The organism is Methylobacterium sp. J-067 (assembly GCF_022829465.1).
GTDB classification, from domain to species: domain Bacteria; phylum Pseudomonadota; class Alphaproteobacteria; order Rhizobiales; family Beijerinckiaceae; genus Methylobacterium; species Methylobacterium litchii.
In genome coordinates this window covers 191,359-210,475 of the sequence record NZ_JAKSXZ010000146.1, presented here as the reverse complement: position 1 = coordinate 210,475, position 19,117 = coordinate 191,359, and the positions used below count along the sequence as shown (strand labels likewise).

Genomic DNA, 19,117 nt, shown 5'->3' with positions numbered 1-19,117 from the left:
CGGCAAGGCAAGCCCTGAAATGCATGGGACGGCGTATCGGCCACACCCGGTGGCCCGGAGGGCACCCCCGGCGCTGGTCCCGCGCCGCCGGGGCTTGTAGGCAGGGGCCCACACCCCCGGCACGCGAGACCACGCCTTCATCGTGACGATCCAGCGCCCGACCGCCTTCGACCTCACCCGCCTCGTCACCCGGCTGCGGCACGCGAGTCCGTCCGGGATCGACCGGGTCGATCTCGCCTACGCGCACGCATTCCTCGGTCATCGAGAAAAGAGCGTCGGCGTCGTCTCCACGGCGGTTGGCCCCCGCGTGCTCTCGCGCGAGGAGGCGCTGTCCATCGTGGCGGCGGTGGAGGCGGGCTGGATCGAGGACCGCCCGGCGGACGAGGATCCCGCCTATCGACGGCTCGCCGCGCGCCTCGGGGCCCCGGTGCCGGGCGAGGCGCGGGAACCGGCCGGCAAGCCGGGCTCCGCCGCCCGGGACCGGCGGCTCATCCAGGCCCGCACCGTGGCGCGGATCCTCGCCCGGTCCCGGCCCATCGCGGCCCTGCCGCGCGACAGCCTCTATCTCCACACCTCGCATCTGCGGCTCGACAAGCCCGGCCGGTTCGACTGGCTCTACGACCGGCGGGACGTGCGGGCGGCCTTCTTCGTCCACGACGTCATCCCGATCAGCCATCCCGAATACGGCCGCGTGGGCGAGGCCGCCCGGCACGAGGTCAGGATGCGCACCGTGGGGCGGCACGCGGCGGCGATCCTCGTCAATTCCGAGGATACGGGCCGGCGCACGCTCGCCCTCCTCGATGCGTGGCGCTTCCCGCGCCCGCCCGTGGCGGTGGGGCATCTCGGCGTCGAGCCGGCCTTCGGGCGGGAGGGGCCGCGCCTGCATCCGCCCCGGCCGACCTTCCTCGCCTGCGGCACCATCGAATCGCGCAAGAATCACCTCCTGCTGTTCCAGCTCTGGCGGGTGCTGGCCGAGCGGCACGGGGCGGCGACGCCTCGGCTCGTCGTGGTCGGGCGGCGGGGCTGGGAGGCTGAGAGCGCCATCGACATGCTGGAACGCTGCCCCGGCGTGACGGCGCATGTCATCGAGGCCTCCGGCCTCTCGACCCACGGCCTCGCGGCGCTGATGCGATCCTGCACGGCCCTGCTGATGCCCTCCTTCACCGAGGGCTACGGCATCCCGGTGGTCGAGGCCGCCGCTTCAGGGCTGCCGGTCGTCGCCTCCGACATCCCGGCCCACCGGGAGATTGCGGAGGGCCTCGCCCAATTCCACGATCCCCTCGACGGGCCGGGCTGGCTGGCGTCGGTGGAGCGCCTGATGGAGGCGGACTCGCCCCTCCGCGCGGATCTCGCCGCCCGCCTCGTCGGATACCGGCCGCCAGATTGGTCGGCACACTTCGCGGCGGTGGGGCCGACCCTGGCCGCCCTGTGACGCCGCGCGAGTTGCGTCGCCGGCCCCTGACGAATATGGAAAAGCGTCAGCGTCACGGATGAGACGCGGGGGAGCGACGTCGGATGAAGGTGGTCGACCTCGATCGCGAGACGGTCAAACAGGGTCTCGCGGATGGGTCGATCCTGGTGATCGACGTACGCGAGTCGCACGAATACGAGGCGGGGCACATTCCCGGCAGCGTCTCGCATCCCCTCTCGGACTTCGACCCCGCCGCCCTCGCCGAACTGGTGCGGACCGATGGGCGCAGGCCCGTCCTGTCCTGCGCGGCGGGCGTCCGCTCCGTGCAGGCCATGGCCGTGGCGCAGAGGGCGGGACTCGATCTCTCCGAACACTATCGGGGTGGTTTCAAGGATTGGTATTCGGCGGGCGAGGATATCGCCTAGAGTTTCCTGAACGTCCGTGCTGCGAACACCGTGATGTGTGGTCGCGCACAGGCGTTTTGGCCGGCGCGGGAGTAGCGCGCCATTGCCAAGGGACCCCAAAAGAACGATGCGCAGCCGGCTCGCACGCACTCTCTCGCTTTTCGTCGGCTTCGCCGCGGCAGCGACGTCCGCCCTCGCCCAAGCACCGGGCGGCCCCCCGCCGAAGGTGACGGTGGCTAAGCCCGTCGTCCGCGAGATCGTGGAGAAGGACCAGTATACCGGCCGCTTCGACCCGGTGGAATTCGTCGAGGTCCGGGCCCGCGTCACCGGCTACCTGGAGAAAATCAACTTCATGGACGGCCAGACGGTGAAGAAGGGCGACGTGCTCTTCGTCATCGACCGGCGGCCCTACAAGGCGGCCTTGGAGCAGGCGCAGGCGGCGCTCTCCTCGGCCAAGGCGCGGCAGAACTTCTCCGTCACGGATCTCGAGCGCGCCCAGACGCTCTCGCGCAGCGGCAACATCTCCGAGCAGGTCACCGACCAGCGGCGGCAGGCGTCGCTGACCGCGCAGGCCGATGTCGACAGCGCCCAGGCTGCCCTCGACAACGCCCAGCTCAACTTCAACTTCACCGAGGTGAAGTCGCCGATCGACGGCCGGATCAGCCAGCGTCTGGTCACCGAGGGCAACATCGTCATCACCGACCAGACGATGCTGACGACCATAGTGTCCCTCGACCCGATCTACTTCAGCTTCACCGTCGATGAGAAGTCGTTCCTGAAGTACCAAAGCTCGCTCGGCATCGGCATGGGTCAGACCCAGCGGGGCAAGGGCGTGCCGATCCTGATCGCCCTCTCGGGCGAGGCGAAGCCGACCCGCAAGGGCACGCTGGACTTCGTGGACAACCGCGTCGACACCGCCACCGGCACGGTGCTGCTGCGCGCGACCGTCGAGAACGCCGACAAGTTCATCAAGCCCGGCCTGTTCGGCATCGTTTCGATGCCGGCGACGAAGCCCGCCCAGGGCGTGCTGCTGCCCGACGAGGCCGTGGCCGCCAACCAGGACAAGCGGATCGTCTATGTCCTGGGGCCGGACGACGTGATCCAGCAGCGGGACGTGAAGCTCGGGCCGAAGGTCGACGGCTACCGGGTGATCCAGGACGGCCTGAAGGGCGACGAGCAGGTGGTGGTGAACGGCCTGACCCGGGTCCGCCCCGGCGTGAAGGTCGCGCCGGAGACCACCGAACTGCCGCCGAGCAAGACCTGAAACGGGACGAGGCGCCGCGGGCCCGCAAGGGCCGCTGCTTCTCCATGAGGTTCGACCGATGCGTTTCGCCCACTTCTTCGTCGACCGGCCGATCTTCGCGTCCGTCACGTCGATCGTCTTCCTGATCCTGGGCTTCGTCGCCTACGAGACGCTGCCGGTCTCGCAATATCCCGAGATCGTCCCGCCGACCGTGACCGTGCGCGCCTCCTATCCGGGCGCCAACGCCGAGACCGTGGCCGCGACCATCGCGACCCCGATCGAGCAGGAGGTCAACGGCGTCGACAACATGCTCTACATGACGTCGTTGTCGACCAACGACGGCAACATGCTGCTGACCGTGACCTTCAAGGTCGGCACCAACCTCGATATCGCGAACGTGCTGGTGCAGAACCGCCTCTCGGTGGCGCAGCCGCGCCTGCCGCCGGACGTGCGCAACCTCGGCGTCACCGTGCGCAAGGCCTCGCCCGACCTGATGCTGGTCGTGCACCTGCTCTCGCCGAACAAGACCTACGACCAGAACTACCTCGCCAACTACATCTACCTGAACATCCGCGACGAGCTGCTGCGCCTCGACGGCGTGGGCGACATCACGATCTTCGGTGGTAACGAGTACGCCGAGCGCGTCTGGGTCGATCCGAACAAGCTCGCCGCCTATGGCCTCTCCGTCACCGACGTGACGACGGCGCTGCAGGAGCAGAACGTCCAGGTCGCGGCGGGCGCCCTCAACTCGCCGCCCGCCTCGTCCTCAGCCGCCTTCCAGCTCGTCGTGCAGTCGCAGGCGCGCTTCAAGACGCCGGAGGAGTTCGCCGACGTCATCATCAAGGCGCAGAACGGGCGCCTCGTGCGGGTGAAGGACATCGCCCGCGTCGAGATGGGCCAGAAGGACTACACGACCAACTCGTTCCTGAACGACACGCCGGCCGTGGGCATCGGCGCCTTCCAGCGGCCGGGCACCAACGCGCTGGACGCCGCCGCCTCGGTCAAGAAGGTGATGGAGGTCGTCAAGAAGAACTTCCCGCCGGACGTCGAGTACCGCATCGCCTACAACCCGACGGAGTTCATCGAGGAATCGATCCAGGAGGTCTACAAGACCCTGTTCGAGGCGGTGGGCCTCGTCGTGATCGTGGTGCTCGTCTTCCTCCAGAGCTGGCGGACGGCGTTGATTCCTGTGATCGCCATCCCCGTGTCGCTCATCGGCACCTTCGCGGCCATGGCGGCCTTCGGATTCTCGCTCAACAACCTCACCCTGTTCGGGCTGGTGCTCGCCATCGGCATCGTGGTGGACGACGCCATCGTCGTCGTGGAGAACGTCGAGCGCAACATGGCCGAGGGGCTCTCTCCCGGCGATGCCGCGCACAAGACCATGGACGAGGTGGGCGGCGCGGTCATCGCCATCGCCCTGGTCCTGGCGGCGGTGTTCGTGCCCACCGCCTTCATCCCCGGTATCTCCGGCCAGTTCTACAAGCAGTTCGCCCTGACCATCGCCGCCTCGACGCTGATCTCGGCCTTCAACTCGCTGACCCTCTCGCCGGCCCTCTGCAAGCTGCTGCTGAAGCCTCACCACGAGCACGCCAAACCGCGCTTCTTCCTGACGCGGTTCGTGAATTGGCTGGCGAACGGCTTCAACCGCGCCTTCGACGCCACCTCGAACGCCTACGGCCGGGTGGTCCGGATGCTCACGGGCGGCGTCGTCGGCCTCGGGGTGATGCTGCTGGTCTACGCCGCCGTGATCGCCGGCACGCTGCACCTGGCGAACAGCACGCCCACGGGCTTCATTCCCGATCAGGATCAGGGCTACCTGATCGGCGTCGTCCAGTTGCCGTCCGGCTCCTCCCTCGACCGGACCACCGACGTGATCCTGCGCGCTGCCAAGCAGGCGCGGACCGTGAAGGGCGTGGCCAACGCGGTGATCATCGCCGGCTTCGACGGGGCAACCTTTACCAACACCACCAACGCGGGCGTGATGTTCCTCACCCTCACGGGGGCGAAGGAGCGCGCGGCCGAGGGGCGCAGTGCCGGCGTGATCACCGGCGAGGTGCTGAAGGCGACCTCGAACATCCAGGAAGCGCGGGTGATCGTGATCCCGCCGCCCCCGGTGCGCGGCCTCGGCAACGGCGGCGGCTTCAAGATGCAGGTGGAGAGCCGCCAATCCTCGGAGATCGGTCCGCTCATGGCCGCGGCCGGGCAACTGATCGCCCAGGCCAACCAGAGTTCCGACGTGCAACGCGTCTTTACCACCTTCGACAACTCGACGCCGCAGCTGTTCCTGGACATCGACCGCACCATCGCGCGGATGCTGAACGTGCCGCTCGCCAACGTGTTCTCGTCGGTCCAGGCCGACCTCGGCGGCACCTACGTGAACGACTTCAACACGCTGGGCCGCATCTATCAGGTACGGTTGCAGGGCGATGCGGCGTTCCGAACCTCGATCCAGGACATCTCCCAGATCAAGGTGCGCTCCTCCACCGGCGCCCTGGTGCCGATGGGCACCCTCGCCTCGGTCCGCGACGTCACCGGCCCGCAGATCGTGCAGCGGTTCAACCTGTACTACTCGGTCCCCGTGCAGGGCGTGGCCAAGCCCGGCGTCTCGACCGGCCAGGCGCTGACCGCCATGGAGGAGATCGCCAAGAAGGCCCTCCCCGACGGCTACGCCTACGACTGGACGGAGATCGCTTACCAACAGAAGGCCGCGAGCGGCACCGCCGGGCTCGTGTTCGCGCTGGGCGTGCTCCTCGTCTTCCTCGTGTTGGCGGCGCAGTACGAATCGTGGGCCTTGCCGCTTGCGATCCTGCTGGTGGTGCCGACGGGCGTGCTCGCGGCTTTGGGCGGCGTGCAGTTCCGGGGGCAGGACAACAACATCCTGACCCAGATCGGCCTGATCGTGCTCATCGGCCTCGCGGCCAAGAACGCCATCCTGATCGTGGAATTCGCCCACGACATCGAGCAGCGTGAGCATCGCGGGCCGGTCGATGCGGCGGTGGAAGCCTGCCGCCTGCGCCTGCGGCCGATCCTGATGACCGCCTTCGCCTTCATCCTCGGTACCCTGCCGCTGGTGATCGCGACCGGCCCCGGCGCCGAGATGCGTCAGGCGCTCGGAACGGCGGTGTTCTTCGGGATGATCGGCGCGACCTTCTTCGGCCTGTTCCTGACGCCGGTCTTCTACGTGGTGATCCGCCACTTCTCGATCTGGCTCGGCAGCTTCCGTCGCAAGAAGACCGACCATGGCGATCACGGGACGGGAGGGGCCACGCCCGCCCACACCTGATGCGGCTCCTCGGCCGCATCCTCCTCGGCGGTTTCGCCCTGCTCCTCGCGGTCGTCGCGGGGAGCCTCGCGTTGATGCTGGCCCTCCTGCTCGATCCGGGGGCGAATGCGTGGCTGACGCAGGGCGCGCTCGCTGGCTTCGACGCCGCCTTCAGCGACCTTGCCGCCGGACTCCCGCCGGAGGGCTTCCTCCTGCTCATGGCGGGGCTCGCGAAGGCGCTGTTCGTGCTGCTCTTCGTGCCGCCCGCCCTCGTCGGCGTGACGGGCGAGGCGCTGGGGCGGCGGGGCCTTCTCTGGTACGGCGGCGGCTGCGGCCTGCTCACGGCGGCGCTGCCCTGGCTGGTGCGCGGTGCGCCCCGGCCCGGCGCCGCTGGCCTCGCCGCCGCCGAGGCGCGGCTGACCCTCATCCTGTTTGTCGTCGGCGGTTGCGCCGGGCTGGTCTACTGGCTCGTCGCCGGGCGCAGCGCCAGAAACGCACCCTTGGAAGCCGGGCAGGGGCCGCGCTAAAGGAGGGCGATGCTCGCGCTGCGCTCCCTCGCCTTCAACCTCTGTTTCTACCTCACGACGACGATGGTCGCGATCGTCGGCCTGCCGGCGTTGGCCACCCGTCCCGGCGTGCTGCGGGTCGCCCGGCTCTGGGGCCGGATCACCCTCTGGTTCCTACGGGTCGTCGCGCGCACCGAGGTCGAGATCCGGGGGCTGGAGAACATCCCCGCCGGGCCGATCCTGATCGCGGCCAAGCACCAATCGGCGCTGGAGACCCTGGCCCTCTGCACGGTGTTCCCGCGCTTCGCCTACGTGCTGAAGCGCGAGCTGCTCCTGATCCCGCTGGTCGGCTGGTTCTTCGCGCGGGGCGGCATGGTGGCCATCGACCGCTCCAAGGGCACGCGGGCGATGAGCCTGATGAACTCCGCCGCCGCCGCCGCCATCAAGGACGGGGCGCAACTCATCGTCTTCCCCGAAGGCACCCGCCGGGCGCCGGGGGCGCTCCCCGCCTACAAGCAGGGCATCTCCCATCTCTACACGGCGCTGAACGTGCCCTGCGTGCCGATCGCCCTGAACACCGGCCTGTTCTGGTCGCGCAACAGCTTCGTGCGCCGGCCCGGCAAGGCGATCATCGACATCCTGCCGCCCATCGCCCCCGGCCTGCCCCGCGCGGAGTTCCAGGCCCTGATCGAGGAGCGGATCGAAGCCGCCTCGAACGCCCTGATGGGAAGCGGCCTGAAGGACCTGGCCGGAGCGGGTTACACGGTCTCGTCGCATGAGACTCCAGCCGCCGCGCCGCGACGCTGAGACGGCTGCCGCAGGGCCTCTCGGCCTTGTGGATAACTCTCCCGACACCCATCTTTCCATCATGGCCACAGCGTCCTTGACGTCTGTGGAAAACACGTTCTAATTGAGAACAAATGACGAACAGACGGGCCCTGTCCTGGTCGGCCGCGCTCCGCGACCTGAAGGACGATCGCTTACGGAGGCAGGACGTGCGTGAGGAACGCTTGAGAACGGCCCAGGGCCTGCGCGGCTCCCCGGCGCTCGCGCTGTCGGCGTGGCGCGGGCGGTCTGGCCGCCGCTACGTCGTTGGCGTCCACCCGGCGGTGGAGTTCGACCCCGAGGAGATGTCCGAATCGGTGACCATCGCCGTGCGCCGCGATTCGTCTGGCATCGCGCAGATGGTCTCAGTGGCGAGTTCGGGCGAGAGCCCGCGCGAGCACCTGCGCCGGGTCTGGCTCGACCGCGCCCGCCGCAGCGGCGCGACGGAGCTTCACATCCATCGTCTGGCCGAGGACGAGGGCGAGCGCGGCGCCATCGTGGACGATCTCCGCCCCGAGACAGCCGAGCCCCGTCAGGTCTGACCGGCGGCGGGACGGCCCTTGCGCTGCCGCATTCCACCAGGATAGGGCCGCGGGCCAGACGATACGGTCCTTGGGGAACGGCGCGCATGACGCAGGGGATGGACGGCCGCAACGGGCCCGCGAGCGACATCGCGCGCACCCGGCGGCGCGGGCGGCTCGGGTTGTTCCTGCCCTACGTCGCCCTGGCCATCCTCGTGGCGGCGTGGTCCGGTGCGTGGTTCTGGATCCGCGGCAAGACCGAGCACGAGCTGGACGCCTGGATGGCCCGCGAGGCCGCCGCAGGGCGGACATGGGCTTGCCAAGACCGCAGCCTCACCGGCTATCCGTTCCGCATCGAACTGCGCTGCATCGCGCTGACGCTCACCCGCTCCGACGGCAGCTTCCGCCTGGGCCCGACGACGGTGGTGGCGCAGATCTACCAGCCCCGCCTCGTCCTGTTCGAGAGCCAGGGGCCGTTCCACGCCGAGCAGGGCGCCCTCACGGGTGACGCGTCGTGGAGCGCGCTGCAGGGCAGCTTCCACAGCGCGAGCGAGGGCTTCACCCGCCTCTCCCTGGTGGTGGACGTGCCGAAGGTGAGCGTCGCGGGCGCCGAGCCGCAGCCGATCACCGTGCAGGGCAAGCACCTCGAACTGCACGCCCGGCCCTCGCCCGCCCGCTACGAGACGGACGGCGCCGTCGAGGTGAACCTGCAACTCGCTCAGGCCGCAATCCCGAACCTTGACGCCGTGACCGGCAGCGCCGCGCCGGTGGACGCCTCCCTCGACACCACGATCACCCGCGCGACGGTGATCGGCACGGGGGCGGTGCCGCGCGAATTGGAGAAGTGGTGGCAGGCCGGCGGGATGCTGGAGATCGGCGCCCTGTCCCTCGCCAAGGGCGACCAGCGCATCCAGGCCCGTGGTCAGGTCGCCCTGGACGAAGCCCACCGCCCCACCGGGCAGATCGACCTCCGCGCGGCCGGCGTCGATGCGCTGATCGGCAGCGTCGTGGGGCAGCGTTTCGGCTCGGAGAAGGGGGCGCTGGTCGGCCAGCTCGTCGGCGGTCTGCTCGGCCTCGGTCGTGGCGCCCCTCGCGCGGAGGAAGCCCCCGCCGGCTCCGGCCCGCCGCTGAAGCCGCTGCCGCCGCTCAAGCTCGTGAACGGGCAGGTGCTGTTCAGCGGCTTCCCGATCCCGAACGTGCGGGTGCCGCCGTTGTATTGAGCAGTCGCTCAATGGAGCGTCGGTACATCCGCTGTCGACAGGTTCCGCCCGCCATAGAGGATGCGAAGGATCAGAACGAGATCTTCCATTACGGTGAAGGCGACTAGGACACGTCGATCCATCGATAAGGTGCGGACGCCAGGGACGAGATCCGGGCGTGGAGTGCCCCGCTCGGGAAATTCCGAGAGGCCAAGGCAGAGGCGCTGAATTCGTTGGATATAGCGGTCTGCGCGCACCGCACCGGAATTAGTCGCGATATAGTTGTATAAGTTGATAAGGTCTGCCTCGGCGAGCGGAGAGAATTCGACCCTACGCGTCACCGACGGCGGCTTTCAACCGCTCTGCGTGGTAAGCCCGCAATCTGGCAAAAACTTCTTCGGCCGGGATCGTCGGTCGGGGATCGTCGAGCGCTTCCTGCACCTTTGCACGGAGATACGCGTCGAACTCGGACGTCTCCCAGTCGATAGGCGCATCTTCAGGCTTGCTGACATGCATCGGAGCGAACTCCCTCGCTTGGCGCCAGTCTACGTCCGCGCCGGCAAATGTCACGCCTTGGCCTCATCCTCTGCCGGGCGAGGCCTGCCGAAATCCGGGGCCGCCGTATCCTGGCCCAGCGCGACGATGCTGCGGCGGATGGCGCGGGTGCGGGTGAACATCGCGTGCAGGGCGTCGCCGTCGCCCCAGCGCACAGCCTTGGCGAGCGCCGCGAGGTCCTCGTTAAAGCGGCCGAGCATTTCCAGCACCGCGTCGCGGTTGTTCAGGAAGATGTCGCGCCACATCGTCGGGTCGGAGGCGGCGATGCGGGTGAAGTCGCGAAAGCCGCTGGCCGAGAACTTGATCACCTCGGATTGCGTCACCGCTTCCAGGTCGGCGGCGGTGCCGACGATGTTGTAGGCGATCAGATGCGGCACGTGGCTGGTGATGGCGAGCACGAGGTCGTGGTGCTCGGGGCTCATCGTCTCGACCAGCGCCCCCATGCCCTCCCACAGGGCGCGGACGCGCGCGGCCGCCGCGTCCGGCGTGCCCTCCGGCGGGGTGAGGATGCACCAGCGCCCGGCGAACAGGGTCGAGAAGCCGGCATCCGGCCCGGAATATTCCGTGCCCGCGATGGGGTGGCCGGGCACCAGATGGACGCCCTCGGGCAGGTGCGACTGGATCGCGGCCACCACCGAGCCCTTCACGGAGCCGACATCCGAGACCACGGCGCCGGGCTTCAGGTGCGGCGCCATCGCCTCGGCGACAGGCCCCATCGCGCCCACGGGCACGCACAGCACCACGAGGTCCGTGCCGCGCGCGCCCTCGGCGAGGTCGCCGGTCACGGCGTCGGCGATGGCGAGTTCGCGCACCCGCTCGCGCACGGCCGCGTCGGCATCGACGGCGACGATCTCCCGTGCGAGCCCGTAGCGCCGGGCGGCGCGGGCGATGGAGGAGCCGATCAGCCCGAGGCCGACGATGGCGATCCGGTCGAAGGGGGGCGGGGCGGGCGGGGTCTCAGGCACGGGTGCCCCGCACGAACTCGCCGAGCGCCGCGAGGAAGGCGGTGTTGGCCTCGGCACCCGCCACCGTCACCCGCAGGGCGTTGGGCAGGCCGTAGGCCGTGACGCGGCGGGTGATGAGCCCACGCTCGGTCAGGAACGCATCCGCGTCCTCCGCCGAGCGGCCCGGCTCGTCGGGGAAGTGGATCAGCACGAAGTTCGCCACGCTCGGCGTTACGGTGAGGCCGAGCGCCCGCGCGCCGTCGATGAGCCGCGGCAGCCACTCGGCGTTGTGCGCGGCGGCGGCGGCGGTGTGCGCCTCGTCGGCGATGGCCGCCGCGCCCGCCGCGATGGCGGGGCCCGAGACGTTGAACGGACCCCGGATGCGGTTCACAGCGTCGGCGACATGGGCCGGTGCGAGCATCCAGCCGATCCGGACGGCGGCGAGGCCATAGATCTTCGAGAAGGTCCGCGTCATCACGACGTTCTCGGCCTCGAGCGCCAGTTCGAGCCCGGCCGTGTAGTCGTTCGCCCGCACGTATTCGGCGTAGGCGCCGTCGATGACGAGGAGCACGTGCGCGGGCAGGGCCGCGTGGAGCCGGCGGATCTCGCTGAACGGCAGGTAGGTGCCGGTCGGGTTGTTGGGGTTCGTCACGTAGACGATCCGCGTGCGCTCGGTGACGCGGGCGAGGATGGCGTCGACGTCGGTCGTCAGGTCGCGCTCGGGCGCGACGACGGGGTTGCCGCCCGACGCCAGGATAGCGATCCGGTACACGAGGAAGCCGTGCTCCGAGTAAATGCCCTCGGCGCCGGGGCCGCAATAGGCGTAGGCCAGCAGCGACAGCAGCTCGTCCGAGCCCGCGCCGCAGACGATCCGCTCCGGATCGACGCCGAACTTCTTCGCGATGGCCGTGCGCAAATGGGTCGCACGCCCGTCGGGGTAGGTCTCCAGCTTGGCGGTCGCCTCGTGCAGGGCGGCGATGGCGGCCGGGCTTGCCCCGAGCGGTGTCTCGTTCGAGGACAGCTTGTGGACCTTGCCCGGACCCGGACGCCCGCTCTTGCCGGGGACGTAGAGGTCGACCGCGAGGACGCCGGGGCGCGGTTCCGGGCGGGAGGGGGCAGGCGATTTGGCGGAGGACATGGGCGAGGCCGGTCGGCGGTTCTGATGCGACGATGCGGTCCCTGTACAGCATTTCGCCGGACGGTGAAGCTGGGCCGGCTCCTCGACATGCATCCGGCGCGAGCGCTCCCTGCAACGGGCCGGCGGCGCTTTACTTGTGCCCGATACTTGGACCCGATCCGCACCTGGAACAAATGTCGCGGGGCACCGGCCATCATCCGGCCTGTTGTTATTCCGTAATGCCCTTTACCCGGCCGTCCGAAAGGCGGCGGGAACGACCGGGGTTCGCCAACAATGCTGGATGATGTTCTTCCCTGCGCGCTCTTCGTGCTCGGAATCCTGGTCTCGGTGACGGCTGAATTACGGCTGCGCCGGGGGGATACGGGCTCGATTGCTAACGGATTCATCACGGCGGCGGGGGCGGGCCTCGTCTTCGTCGCCTGCGCGGTGGCCATCCGCTGAACTGGCCGGGGAGGGCGGCCGATCCGCGTTGACGCTGCCGGAGCGGGCCATTACCTCCGACCTGTGCCGCAGGGCGTTTTGTAGCCGGCGGTGCCGCCGAAGACCCGGACATGGATACCCGACTGGATACGGCCCCCCGGCCGGACGCCCCCGAACGGAACGCCGCGCCCGTCGCGGAGCCGTCGCAATCCCTCGATCCGAAGAGCCCCGTGGCGCGCTTCGGACCCGACAGGCCGCTCCTGACGGATGCGGGGGTGCGCCTCGCGCCGTTCCAGATCGCCTACCAGACGGCGGGCACCCTCAACGCCGACCGCTCGAACGCCGTGCTCATCTGCCATGCGCTGACGGGCGACCAGCATTTCGCGCACACCCACCCGCTCACCGGCAAGCCCGGCTGGTGGGAGACGCTGGTCGGCCCCGGCAAGCCGGTGGACACCGACCGCTACTTCGTCATCTGCTCGAACGTCATCGGCTCGTGCATGGGCACGACCGGCCCGGCTTCGATCGACCCGGCGACCGGCCGCCCCTACGGGCTCGACTTTCCGCTGATGACCATTCGCGACATGGTCCGGGCGCAGGCGATGCTGCTCGACCATCTCGGCATCGACAGCCTGTTCCTGTGCATCGGCGGCTCGATGGGCGGGATGCAGGTGCTGCAGTGGGCGGCGCTCTACCCCGAGCGGGTCTTCGCCGCGATGCCCATCGCCACGGGCGCCCGGCACTCCGCGCAGAACATCGCCTTCCATGAGGTCGGGCGGCAGGCGATCATGGCCGATCCCGCCTGGGCGGACGGGCGCTATCTCGAAGAGGGCACGCGCCCCGCCAAGGGGCTCGGCGTGGCGCGGATGGGCGCGCACATCACCTACCTGTCGGAGCCCGCGCTCCACCGGAAGTTCGGCCGCCGCTTCCAGGGCGGCTCGGCGCCGACCTTCTCGTTCAACGCCGACTTCCAGATCGAGAGCTACCTGCGCCACCAGGGCTTGAGCTTCGTGGAGCGGTTCGACGCGAACGCCTACCTCTACCTGACCCGTGCGATGGACTATTTCGACCTTGCGGCGGACCATGGCGGCGTGCTCGCCAACGCCTTCCGGGGCACGACGACGCGGTTCTGCGTGATCTCCTTCACCTCGGACTGGCTGTTCCCCACGGCTGATTCGCGGGTCATCGTCCACGCCCTGAACGCGGCGGCCGCGCCGGTCGCCTTCGTGGAGGTCGAGACTGACAAGGGCCACGACGCCTTCCTCCTCGACGAGCCGGCGATGTTTGCCGCCGCGCGCGGCTTCATCGACGCGGCGGCCAGGGCGCGCGGCCTGTGAGCGGCGCAACCCCGCACGCCCGCCCCTGGGAGGCGACCGAGGCGCTGCCCCGGGAGAACACCGGCGCCCGCGTCGATCACCTGTTGATGCTCGACCTCGTGCCCGCTGGGGCGCGGGTGCTCGACATCGGCTGCGGCGACGGCGCGCTCCTCGCCCTGCTGCGCGACCGCAGCGGCATCGACGGGCGCGGTATCGAACTGTCCCGCGAAGGCGTGAACGCCTGCCTCGCGAAGGGCCTGCCGGTGATCCAGGGCGATGCCGACACCGACCTAGCGAACTATCCCGACGGGGCGTTCGACGTGGTGGTGATGTCGCAGACCATCCAGGCGACGCGCCAGCCGCGCGAGGTGCTGGAGCACCTGCTGCGCATCGGGCGGCACGTCATCATCTCCTTCCCGAATTTCGGGCATTGGCGGGTGCGCACCGAACTCGCCCTGCGCGGGCGGATGCCCGTGACCGACCTGATGCCGGATGCATGGTACGAGACCGCCAACATCCACCACTGCACGATCCGCGACTTCGTCGTCCTGTGCCGGCTGCTCGGCGCCCGGATCGAGACGGCGGCGGCCCTCGACTCGCGGGGGCGGGCCATGCGCTTCGCCCTGCCGTGGTGGATCTGGAACCTGTTCGGCGCGCAGGGGGTGTTCCTGCTCAGCAAGCAGGGGCGGGACAAGTAAAAACTTTGCCGTTCCCGCGGGCGAAGCGGGACCTATTTGGCCTCGGCGTTTCCCTGGATTGCTTCGCTTCGCTCGCAATGACAGAGAAATTTCGGGCAGCGGACCGCCCAATCGTGGTGTGGTTCGAACCTGTTTCGCGGATGGGTGGCGGAGCGCTCATCGCCTGCGCCGTCATTGCGAGCGCAGCGAAGCAATCCAGGGGCGGCGGGCCGTTTCCTGCTTTCCGCTAGGCAAGGGCCGCGATGTGCCGTTCGCAAACGGCCCGCACCAGCACAAGAAGCTCTTCCAGGCGGGCGAAGCCGTAGGTCAGTTCCTCGTCGGTGATCTCGTAGTGCGGCGAGTAGCGCGCCTTGATGTAGGCGTCCTTGATCCGTTCGAAGCAACGGCGGCTGAGGCCGTTCTGCGGCGGCCAGACGTCCCGCAATTCCGGCGCCAGACTTTCCGCCGTCTTGCGCAGGTTTCGGATGTTGTGCGTGTAGTTCGAATACAAGTTCAGCGTGAGCGGCACGCAGGTATAGGCGCGCTCGGCCGTCTGATGCGCCATGAAGGCTGCGTCCCGCCAGTTGCCAAGCTGCCTAATTGTGGTCGCAGCAACGAGTTCATCTTGCGCATAGGGAAGCCAGCCTTCGTAATTGCCGATCGTTTCCTCGCGGATAATCTCAGGCGACATGTGGCCCGGCTTCGCGAGGCGAAAGCCCATTGCCTCGTACAGCGCGACCCCATCCCGCACGAGGTTCAGGAAGAACGGACGCCCGCGGGCGATCTGGTCGTTCACATCGGCATAGTCGTGCAGGACGAAGTTGATCTCGGGAAAGCGGATGTCGATTAGGTGCCGGCGCGTCAGCCTGTCTTCGGCCTCTTCCCAGTATTCGGCCTTGTCCGTCAGCTTGGGATGGTTGACTACGACGAGGATGTCGAAATCCGACAGGTAGCCGGTGCTTGGGCTATCGACCCAATCGCCCCGGGCGAAGGACCCAAACAGGATGATCTTGAGGACGCGCCCGTTGCGGGTCCAGGCTTGCGTACCTCGCTCGGTCTTCTTCTCAAATTCTTCCAGCAATACCCGAACGACGTAATGGAGTTGTCGTTGCCGAAGTCGGGGGAGGTGGTCGAGGCTGGTCTTCATCGTACGGGTGCCAAGCCCTGACGGGCGCTCGATCCGCTGGTACTCGACTGGATCGCCCAACGCCATGCGAGCGGGCCGCATACTTCGCTCTCGATGCACATCTCCCTCGATGAGCCGCGTCCCGCCGCGGCAGGCCCTGCTTCGAGCCCAGCATCACTTTGCCATGGGTGGGTCCGAACCTGCTCGGCGCGCCGGGGGGGAGTTTCTGCTGATGAAGGCGGGGCGGACGCGGTAGCGGTCGCTACTTCGCCCCCCGGTGCAGGTCCCCCTCGATCAGCAGCGCGCTGCGACTGTCGAGGCGGGAGCGGTAGACCTGAAGATTCTCCATCACCCTCTGAACGTAGTTGCGCGTCTCGGTAAACGGGATGCGCTCCACCCAGTCGATCACATCGACCTCGCCCTTGCGCGGGTCGCCGTAGGCGTCGATCCACTTCTTCACGTTGCCGCCGCCGGCATTGTACGAGGCGAAGGCCAGCACGTAGGAGCCGCGCCAATCCTCCATCAGCTCGCCGAGATGCGCTTGGCCGAGCTTCGCGCAGAAGGCGGGGTCGCTGGTCAGGCGGTCCGGGTCGAAGGCGGTGGAGACGCGCTTGGCCGTGCGCAGGGCGGTGGCCGGCATCATCTGCATCAGCCCCCGCGCCCCGACGCCGGAGCGCGCCCGCGCGTCGAACTGGCTCTCCTGGCGGGCAATGGCATAGACCATGGCCCGCTCCACCTGCGGCACGGCGGTGAAGGTCTCGTAGGTCGGGATGCCGATGGTCGGGAAGGCGTGGGCGTCGAGCGGCAGGCCCCGGTGCAGGGCGAGCTTGCCCACCGCCACCAGGGCGCGGGCGTCCTTGGCCTCGGTGGCGACGTCGCCCAGCGCCTGGACCTCGCCCGCATCGGTCAGGGCGCGGGTCGCATCGATGTAGAGGGGGAGTGCAAGGTCCGGCAGCCCCGCCTGTTCGAGCAGGCGCAGGGCGCGCACGGACAACCGGTTGTCGAACGCCTCCCGCTCGGCGCCGTCGAGTGCCGGCACGGCGCGCAGCGGCAGGCTCGTCTGCCCGAGCTTGGCGCGGGCGACCTGCCCGTAATAGGCGATGGGCTGCGCCGCCGCCTTCTCATAGAAGCGCTTCGCCTCGTCGGCCCGGCCCAGGGCCTCGGCGGCGCGGGCCTGCCAATAGGCCCCCCGCGCCAGGGAGTTCGGCCCCTCGGCGAGGGCCGCGACCTGCGCGAAATGTTGCCCGGCCTTCTCGGGGTCGGAGAGGAAGCGCAGGGCGATCCAGCCGGCGTGGAACTCGGCCTCGATCTTCTTCTCAGGGGTGCGGGCGGAATGGCCGCTCACCACCGCGTAGGCGGTCTTGGCGTCGCCGCCGTCGAGGAGCTTGCGCGCGACGATCCGGCGCTCGACCCACCATTCGTCGCCATCGACCAGCACGTCCGGGTTGGTCGGCGCGGTGGCGAGCACGGCGGCGGCCTCCACGGGCTTGTCGGCCCGGCGGAAGAACTGCGCCCGCGAGAAGATGTACGAGGCGTCGTTGCGCAGCGACGGCGGCACCGCCGCCAGCGCCGCGGCGGCGCCGGAGCTCTTGTCCTCGACGGCCCGGCGGGCGCGGACGAGGCTCGCATAGCTGCCGCCGGCATAGCCCGCGGCGCGGCCCGCGCTCTCCCAATCCTCCTTCAGGAGCGCCCGCTCCATCCGGTAGCGGTGGTCCTGGCGGGTGAGCAGGCCGGGGAAGGCGTCCTGCACCTTGGCTTCGAGGCTGCGGCCGAAGCTCTCCGTGCGCCAGAGGTCGCGCACGAGGTCGGCGGCGTCGGCTTCGAGCCCGTCCGCGCGAAGCGCCAGCGCCAGGGCGAACTTGCCCGGCGCGCTCGACGGCTTGGCGGTGGCGAAGAAAGCCCGCACCGTGGTGGGCGCCTTTCGCTCGCTGAGCAGCGTCTCCTCCGCCCGGCGGCGCAGGAGGGGGCCGCCCGGCCAATCCGGGTTGGCGCGGGTGAAGGCGACCGTGCGCTCGAAGCCGATGCCGGCCCCGGCGCGGATCGCTACCCATTGCAGCAGGGCGCGGGCGGCGGGATCGGTGAAGCCCTCGGCCATCCGGTCGGCGTCGGAGACCTTGCCCTTGCGGTAGAGGTCGATCGCCCCGCGCAGCAGGGTCAGGTCGGTGTCGCCGGAGGCCTTCGGCTTGGCGAGGTCGGGCACCTCCGGCACCGGGGCGGCGGGGGTGAGGCCCGCATCCGGCAGCGGGAAGGTGATCGCCGCGTCCGGGTCGGCGGAGGCGTAGGCCGAGGCGGCGGCAGGCTTACGCTCGGCCTCCTCGGCGCGCACCGCCTCAGGGGCCGCCTCGGGGGAATCCGGGGCATGGATGGCGGCGGGCGCGGGCGTCTCCGGCCCGGTCGCGCCGGCCAGGGCCGCGCCGGCGCTCGCCGCGAGGGCGATGAGCGTGAGATGCGGGCGCTTCCAGGCGATGGCTCGGATCACGACCTCACCCCTCCGCAACGTCAGCGTGAAGGACACAGTCTGGGCAACGAGTGATTAAGAGCCCGTTAACCGTGTCCCGGATCCGTTTGCGAAGGCGCGCACGAACCCCTATGTCTGCGCGCTCGCGCAACGACAGCGCGGCACAATGGCGGCGAGACGACCGCTCGATTCCCCTGGGACGCCTGAGATGACCGAGACGACCGCCCGCCTGCGGGGCTCGATGACCGCGCTGGTGACGCCCTTCCGCGATGGCGCCTTCGACGAGCAGGCCTTCCGAAAGTTCGTGCGCTGGCAGATCGAGCAGGGCAGTCACGGCCTCGTGCCCACCGGCACGACCGGCGAGAGCCCGACTCTGACCCATGCTGAGCACGACCGGGTGGTCGAGGCCTGCATCGACGAGGCCGGCGGGCGCGTGCCCGTGGTGGCCGGCGCGGGCTCGAACTCGACGGCCGAGGCCATCGAGCGGGCCCAGCACGCCGAGAAGGCCGGCGCCGACGCCGTGCTCGTGGTGACGCCCTATTACAACAAGCCGACGCAAGGCGGACTCTACGCCCACTTCAAGGCGATCAACGATGCGGTCGGAATTCCGATCATCATCTACAACATCCCGCCGAGGTCCGTCATCGACATGAGCGTCGAGACGATGGCCAGGCTCTTCGAATTGAAGAACATCGTCGGCGTGAAGGACGCGACCGCGAAGATCGATCGCGTCAGTCAGCAGCGACTGGCCATGGGCGAGAGCTTCGTCCAGCTTTCAGGCGAAGATGCGACCGCGCTCGGCTACAACGCCCAGGGCGGCCACGGCTGCATCTCGGTGGTGGCGAACGTCGCCCCGCGCCTCTGCGCCGACCTGCAGGAGGCCTCGCTCTCCGGCGATTACGCCAAGGCGCTGACGATCCAGGACCGGCTGTTCCCGCTCCAGAGCGGCTTGTTCGCGGAGGCCAATCCCGGCCCGGTGAAGTACGCCCTCTCGCGGCTCGGCCACATGGGGGAGGAGATCCGCCTGCCCCTCGTGACGGTCTCGGACGCGACCCGCCGAATCGTCGACGACGCCCTGCGCCACGCCGGCCTCCTCGAAGGCTGACCCC

The 19,117-nt window shown here is 69.4% G+C and carries 18 protein-coding genes; 12 read left to right on the top strand and 6 right to left on the bottom strand.

Going from position 1 to position 19,117, the window contains the following annotated elements; genetic code table 11:
• The first annotated feature begins 148 nt into the window (after nt 1–148).
• From MKK52_RS24370 to MKK52_RS24335, 8 genes are all read left to right on the top strand, one after another.
• Entirely contained in the window at nt 149–1,432 is a 1,284-nt protein-coding gene (locus MKK52_RS24370) for a glycosyltransferase family 4 protein (RefSeq protein WP_409564751.1), read from the top strand.
• An 83-nt stretch (nt 1,433–1,515) separates the two neighbouring features.
• The gene (locus MKK52_RS24365; protein WP_243958869.1) at nt 1,516–1,836 is read left to right on the top strand and encodes a rhodanese-like domain-containing protein; all 321 of its coding nucleotides are present in this window, start codon (nt 1,516–1,518) and stop codon (nt 1,834–1,836) included.
• A 106-nt stretch (nt 1,837–1,942) separates the two neighbouring features.
• Nucleotides 1,943–3,079: an efflux RND transporter periplasmic adaptor subunit gene (locus MKK52_RS24360; RefSeq protein WP_243958867.1), complete on the top strand. Its 1,137-nt coding sequence runs from the start codon at nt 1,943–1,945 to the stop codon at nt 3,077–3,079.
• Nucleotides 3,080–3,137: 58 nt separating this feature from the next.
• Entirely contained in the window at nt 3,138–6,344 is a 3,207-nt protein-coding gene (locus MKK52_RS24355; RefSeq protein ID WP_243958865.1) for an efflux RND transporter permease subunit, read from the top strand.
• Nucleotides 6,344–6,850 carry a hypothetical protein gene (locus MKK52_RS24350; RefSeq protein ID WP_243958863.1) on the top strand — a complete coding sequence of 169 codons (507 nt, stop codon included), beginning with the start codon at nt 6,344–6,346 and terminating at the stop codon, nt 6,848–6,850. Before MKK52_RS24355 ends, MKK52_RS24350 begins: the two co-directional genes overlap by 1 nt.
• A gap of 9 nt (nt 6,851–6,859) precedes the next feature.
• Nucleotides 6,860–7,636: a lysophospholipid acyltransferase family protein gene (locus MKK52_RS24345; RefSeq protein ID WP_243958861.1), complete on the top strand. Its 777-nt coding sequence runs from the start codon at nt 6,860–6,862 to the stop codon at nt 7,634–7,636.
• A 113-nt stretch (nt 7,637–7,749) separates the two neighbouring features.
• Nucleotides 7,750–8,196: a hypothetical protein gene (locus tag MKK52_RS24340; RefSeq protein WP_243958859.1), complete on the top strand. Its 447-nt coding sequence runs from the start codon at nt 7,750–7,752 to the stop codon at nt 8,194–8,196.
• Nucleotides 8,197–8,282: 86 nt separating this feature from the next.
• On the top strand, nt 8,283–9,395 hold the full coding sequence (locus MKK52_RS24335) for a DUF2125 domain-containing protein (protein WP_243958857.1): 1,113 nt from the start codon (nt 8,283–8,285) through the stop codon (nt 9,393–9,395).
• 8 nt (nt 9,396–9,403) lie between these two features.
• Here MKK52_RS24335 and MKK52_RS24330 read toward each other — a convergent pair whose 3' ends face one another.
• The 4 genes from MKK52_RS24330 to MKK52_RS24315 are packed head-to-tail and all read right to left on the bottom strand — an operon-like array spanning nt 9,404 to nt 12,011.
• Entirely contained in the window at nt 9,404–9,715 is a 312-nt protein-coding gene (locus MKK52_RS24330) for a type II toxin-antitoxin system RelE/ParE family toxin (RefSeq protein ID WP_243958855.1), read from the bottom strand.
• Nucleotides 9,705–9,890 carry a hypothetical protein gene (locus MKK52_RS24325; protein WP_243958853.1) on the bottom strand — a complete coding sequence of 62 codons (186 nt, stop codon included), beginning with the start codon at nt 9,888–9,890 and terminating at the stop codon, nt 9,705–9,707. Before MKK52_RS24325 ends, MKK52_RS24330 begins: the two co-directional genes overlap by 11 nt.
• Before the next feature lie 50 nt (nt 9,891–9,940).
• Nucleotides 9,941–10,894, bottom strand: a complete 954-nt coding sequence (locus MKK52_RS24320; protein ID WP_243958851.1) for a prephenate/arogenate dehydrogenase family protein — start codon at nt 10,892–10,894, stop codon at nt 9,941–9,943.
• The gene (locus MKK52_RS24315) at nt 10,887–12,011 is read right to left on the bottom strand and encodes a pyridoxal phosphate-dependent aminotransferase (RefSeq protein ID WP_243958849.1); all 1,125 of its coding nucleotides are present in this window, start codon (nt 12,009–12,011) and stop codon (nt 10,887–10,889) included. The genes MKK52_RS24320 and MKK52_RS24315 overlap by 8 nt, the downstream gene beginning before the upstream one ends.
• A 273-nt stretch (nt 12,012–12,284) precedes the next feature.
• Here MKK52_RS24315 and MKK52_RS24310 point away from each other — a divergent pair, with 273 nt between their 5' ends.
• The 3 genes from MKK52_RS24310 (at nt 12,285) to metW (ending at nt 14,445) form a co-directional block, all read left to right on the top strand.
• Nucleotides 12,285–12,452, top strand: a complete 168-nt coding sequence (locus tag MKK52_RS24310) for a hypothetical protein (protein ID WP_243958847.1) — start codon at nt 12,285–12,287, stop codon at nt 12,450–12,452.
• Between the two features lie 110 nt (nt 12,453–12,562).
• Nucleotides 12,563–13,768 (top strand): homoserine O-acetyltransferase, encoded by a 1,206-nt coding sequence (locus MKK52_RS24305; protein WP_243958845.1) that lies wholly within the window; start codon nt 12,563–12,565, stop codon nt 13,766–13,768.
• Entirely contained in the window at nt 13,765–14,445 is a 681-nt protein-coding gene (gene metW / locus MKK52_RS24300; protein ID WP_243958843.1) for a methionine biosynthesis protein MetW, read from the top strand. The genes MKK52_RS24305 and metW overlap by 4 nt, the downstream gene beginning before the upstream one ends.
• Before the next feature lie 226 nt (nt 14,446–14,671).
• Here metW and MKK52_RS24295 read toward each other — a convergent pair whose 3' ends face one another.
• Both MKK52_RS24295 and MKK52_RS24290 read right to left on the bottom strand, forming a co-directional pair.
• Entirely contained in the window at nt 14,672–15,571 is a 900-nt protein-coding gene (locus tag MKK52_RS24295) for a HEPN domain-containing protein (protein WP_243958841.1), read from the bottom strand.
• A 241-nt stretch (nt 15,572–15,812) separates the two neighbouring features.
• On the bottom strand, nt 15,813–18,029 hold the full coding sequence (locus MKK52_RS24290; RefSeq protein ID WP_243958838.1) for a lytic transglycosylase domain-containing protein: 2,217 nt from the start codon (nt 18,027–18,029) through the stop codon (nt 15,813–15,815).
• 187 nt (nt 18,030–18,216) lie between these two features.
• Here MKK52_RS24290 and dapA point away from each other — a divergent pair, with 187 nt between their 5' ends.
• Nucleotides 18,217–19,113 carry a 4-hydroxy-tetrahydrodipicolinate synthase gene (dapA, locus tag MKK52_RS24285; protein ID WP_243958836.1) on the top strand — a complete coding sequence of 299 codons (897 nt, stop codon included), beginning with the start codon at nt 18,217–18,219 and terminating at the stop codon, nt 19,111–19,113.
• The last annotated feature ends 4 nt before the right edge of the window (nt 19,114–19,117 follow it).